This is a genomic window from Acidisphaera rubrifaciens HS-AP3 (genome assembly GCF_000964365.1).
In the GTDB taxonomy this organism is placed as follows: domain Bacteria; phylum Pseudomonadota; class Alphaproteobacteria; order Acetobacterales; family Acetobacteraceae; genus Acidisphaera; species Acidisphaera rubrifaciens.
On sequence record NZ_BANB01000209.1, the window covers coordinates 1 to 3,441 of the forward strand.

The following is a 3,441-nucleotide window of genomic DNA, read 5'->3' on the forward strand; positions in this document are numbered from 1 at the left end:
GGGGCGGCCGGCGTCCCTGCCACCGGCGCCGACGCCGGGCCGCGCGCCACGTACCAAACCGCGCCGCCCGCGAAAGCGGCGACGGCGACGACACACAGAGCGGCCAGCGCGCGATTCATCGCGCGGCAGTCTAGGCTCCGCCGCCGCGCTGGGGCAAACCGGACCGATGACCGAACGCCCCGTCCTGCTCGTCTTCGGCCTTGGCTACACCGGCCTCGCGATCGCGCGCGACGCACTCGCCCGCGGTTGGGCGGTGCGCGCGACGGTGCGGGCACGACCCTCCGCGGGCGATCCGGCGGCGCCGGCGGGCGTGGCGGTCCATGCGTTCGCGGATGTCGATCCGGCCGGGGTGACGCATGTGGTCTCGACCATCCCCCCGGCCGACGGCGGCGATCCCGTGCTCGCCCGCTACGGGGCGGCGCTCGCGGCGCTGCCGGGGCTGCGCTGGGCGGGGTACCTGTCCACGACCGGCGTGTACGGCGACCGCGGCGGCGGGTGGGTGGACGAGGCGACGCCGCCCGCGCCGACCGGGCCGCGCGGAGCGCTCCGCCTCGCGGTCGAACAGGCCTGGACGGCGACGTTCGGCGCCCGCTGCGCGGTCGATCTGTTCCGCGTGGCCGGCATCTACGGCCCCGGCCGCGCCCCGTTCGCCGCCGTGCGGGCCGGTCAGGCGACGCGCATCGTCAAGCCGGGGCACGCCTTCGGGCGCATCCATCGCGACGACATCGCGGCCGCGGTCGTCGCGGCGGCGGCGCAGGACCGGCCGCCGGGTGCCCGGGTGCTGAACCTGACCGACGACCTGCCGGCCGAGAACGCCGAGGTGATCGCCGAGGCGGCGCGGCTGCTTGGCCTTCCTCCGCCGCCCGCCGTGCCGTTCGCCGAGGCCGAGGCCGGCATGAGCGCCATGGCCCGCAGTTTCTGGGCGGAGAACCGCAAGGTCGCGAGCCGCACGACGCAGGCGGCACTCGGCCTCGCGTGGCGCTACCCGACCTATCGCGAAGGCCTAGCCGCCATCCTCGCCGAGGAGGACGGCCAGGGTGCGGGTCAGCAGGGCGAGGTCTGAGGGACGCGACAGCCGGTGCTCGCCGTCCTTGACCAGCGTCACCTGCACGTCCGCGCCCTCGATCGCGGCGGCGGTATGGAGCGCGATCTCCCACGGCACCTCGTGGTCGGCCTGCCCGTGCAGCAGCCGGACCGGCACATGCAGCGGGATCGGCGCGTCGAGCAGCAGGTGGCGGCGTCCGTCCTCGATCAGCGTCCGTGTCACCGGCGTGGGCGGTCCATAGGGGTTGGGGATCTCCAGGATGCCGTCGGCGAGCAGCCGGGCGCGCTCGGGCGGCGCCATGGCCGCCCACATCAGCCGCTCGGTGAAGTCGGGCGCGGCGGCGACGCCGACCAGGGCGGCGATACGCTCCGGCCGCGCCAGCGCCACCAGCAGCGCGATCCAGCCGCCCATCGACGAGCCGACCGGCAGCAGCGCGCCCTCCGTCACCGCGTCGATGACGGTCAGCGCGTCCTCGGTCCACGATCCGATGGTGCCGTCGGTGAACGCGCCGCCGCTCGCGCCGTGCCCGCCGTAATCGAGGCGCAGATAGGCCTGCCCCCGCGCGGCGCACCAGGCATCCAGCGCGGCGGCCTTGGTGCCCGTCATGTCGCTCGCGTAGCCGGACAGGAACACCACGGTCGGCGCCCGTCCCGCGCGCGCCCGCCAGGCGAGGCGCTCGCCGTCCTCGCGCAGCACATGGCCCCGCCGCTCGTCCTGCATCCGCCCACCCTCCGTCCCGGTGCCGGCTGACAGGCCGGTGCGACATGGTATAGCGCGCCCCATGGTGGTCCTGCAGGTGCTGCCGGCGCTCACCTCCGGCGGCGTCGAGCGCGGAACCGTGGAAATGGCGGAGGCGATCACGCGGGCGGGCGGCACGGCGCTGGTCGCCAGCGCCGGCGGTCCGATGGTGGGCGCTGTCGAGCGTGCCGGCGGGCGGCACGTCACGCTGCGGCTGGCGACGCGCGATCCGCTGAATATCTGGCTCAATGCCGGCCGGCTGGCGCGACTGGTGCGCGCGACCGGGGTGGAGATCATCCATGCCCGCTCGCGCGCCCCCGCGTGGTCGGCGCTGCTCGCGGCGCGCCGCACCGGGACCGCGTTCGTGACGACCTATCACGGCGCCTATCACGACGCCCTGCCCTTCAAGCGGCGCTACAATGCGGTGATGGCGCGCGGCGACCGGGTGATCGCCATCAGCCGTTTCATCGCCGAGCGCGTGGCGGCGCTGCACGGCGTCGGTCCCGACCGGCTGCGGCTGATCCCGCGCGGCGTCGATCCCGTGGGCTTCGACCCGGCGGCGGTAAGCGGCGCGCGCATCGACCGGCTGGCGCGCGGCTGGCGGCTGCCGGACGGCATGCGCGTCGTGCTGCTGCCCGGCCGGCTGTCGCGCTGGAAGGGGCAGTCCGTGCTGCTGCGTGCCGTGGCGGCCCTCGACCGGCCCGACCTGTGCTGCGTGCTGGTCGGCGGCGGACGGGCGCGCGAGGCGAAGCGGCTGGAGGCGGAGGCCGAGGCGCTCGGCCTCGGCGGCCGGCTGCGCATCGCCGGCCGCTGCGACGACATGCCCGCCGCCCTGATGATCGCCGACGTCGTCGTCCATGCCTCCACCGAGCCCGAGGCGTTCGGGCGCGTGGTGATCGAGGCGCAGGCGATGGGGCGCCCGACGATCGCCGCCGATCTCGGCGGCCCGCGCGAGACGGTGGTGCCGGGGGAGACCGGCTGGCTGGTGCCGCCCGGCGATCCCGCCGCGCTCGCCGCCGCGATCGCCGAGGCGCTCGACCTGCCGGACGACATGCGCTGGCATCTCGGCGCCCGCGCCCGCGCGGCGGTGCTCGCGCAGTACACGACCCGCGCGATGCAGGACGCGACGCTCGCCGTCTATCGCGAACTGCTGGCCCGATGACGGAGGTGCTGGTCATCCGCCTCGGCGCGCTGGGCGACTTCGTGCTGTCCTTCGCCGCCTTCGCCGCGATCCGCGCGCACCATCCCGATGCCCGGATCACCCTGCTGACGACCGCGCCCTATGCGGACCTCGCGCGCCGCTCGCCGTGGTTCGACACGGTGCGCATCGATACCAAGCCGCCCTGGTGGGACCTGCGCGGCGTGGCGCGGCTGCGCACCGCGCTGCGCGGGCCGGGCGGGCCGTACGACATGGTCTATGACCTGCAGACCTCGCGCCGGACGAGCCGCTATTTCGCGCTCGCCGGACGGCCGCCCTGGTCGGGCATCGCCGCCGGCTGCTCGCACCCGCACGCCAACTGGAAGCGCGATTCCATGCACACGCTGGAGCGCCAGCGCGACCAGCTGCGCATGGCCGGGATCGCCGACCTGCCACGCCCCGCGCTCGCCTGGCTGACCGCCGGCCCGTCGCACGCATGCATGGCGAGATTCGCCTCGTA

The 3,441-nt window shown here is 75.7% G+C and carries 4 protein-coding genes; 3 read left to right on the forward strand and 1 reads right to left on the reverse strand.

Annotated elements, in window-relative coordinates:
• Positions 1-166 precede the first annotated feature (166 nt).
• Complete coding sequence (locus B8460_RS07230) at positions 167-1,063, forward strand: SDR family oxidoreductase (RefSeq protein WP_048860912.1); 897 nt, start codon at positions 167-169, stop codon at positions 1,061-1,063.
• On the opposite strand, the gene B8460_RS07235 is transcribed toward B8460_RS07230, so the two are convergent.
• Positions 1,004-1,765: an alpha/beta fold hydrolase gene (locus B8460_RS07235; protein WP_052945162.1), complete on the reverse strand. Its 762-nt coding sequence runs from the start codon at positions 1,763-1,765 to the stop codon at positions 1,004-1,006. The genes B8460_RS07230 and B8460_RS07235 overlap by 60 nt on opposite strands.
• Positions 1,766-1,826: 61 nt before the next feature.
• On the opposite strand from B8460_RS07235, the gene B8460_RS07240 reads away from it, so the two are divergent.
• Positions 1,827-2,945, forward strand: coding sequence for a glycosyltransferase family 4 protein (locus tag B8460_RS07240; RefSeq protein ID WP_048860913.1), 1,119 nt, complete (start codon positions 1,827-1,829; stop codon positions 2,943-2,945).
• Positions 2,942-3,441 (forward strand): glycosyltransferase family 9 protein (locus B8460_RS07245; RefSeq protein WP_048860914.1); only part of this gene is annotated, 500 nt, incomplete at its 3' end. The genes B8460_RS07240 and B8460_RS07245, both read left to right, overlap by 4 nt.

What these genes read in the sequence shown, in the direction of transcription:
- B8460_RS07230 (WP_048860912.1), top strand. Translation starts at nt 167, where the DNA reads ATGACCGAACGCCCCGTCCTGCTCGTCTTCGGCCTTGGCTACACCGGC.
- B8460_RS07240 (WP_048860913.1), top strand. Translation starts at nt 1,827, where the DNA reads ATGGTGGTCCTGCAGGTGCTGCCGGCGCTCACCTCCGGCGGCGTCGAG.
- B8460_RS07235 (WP_052945162.1), bottom strand. Translation starts at nt 1,765, where the DNA reads ATGCAGGACGAGCGGCGGGGCCATGTGCTGCGCGAGGACGGCGAGCGC.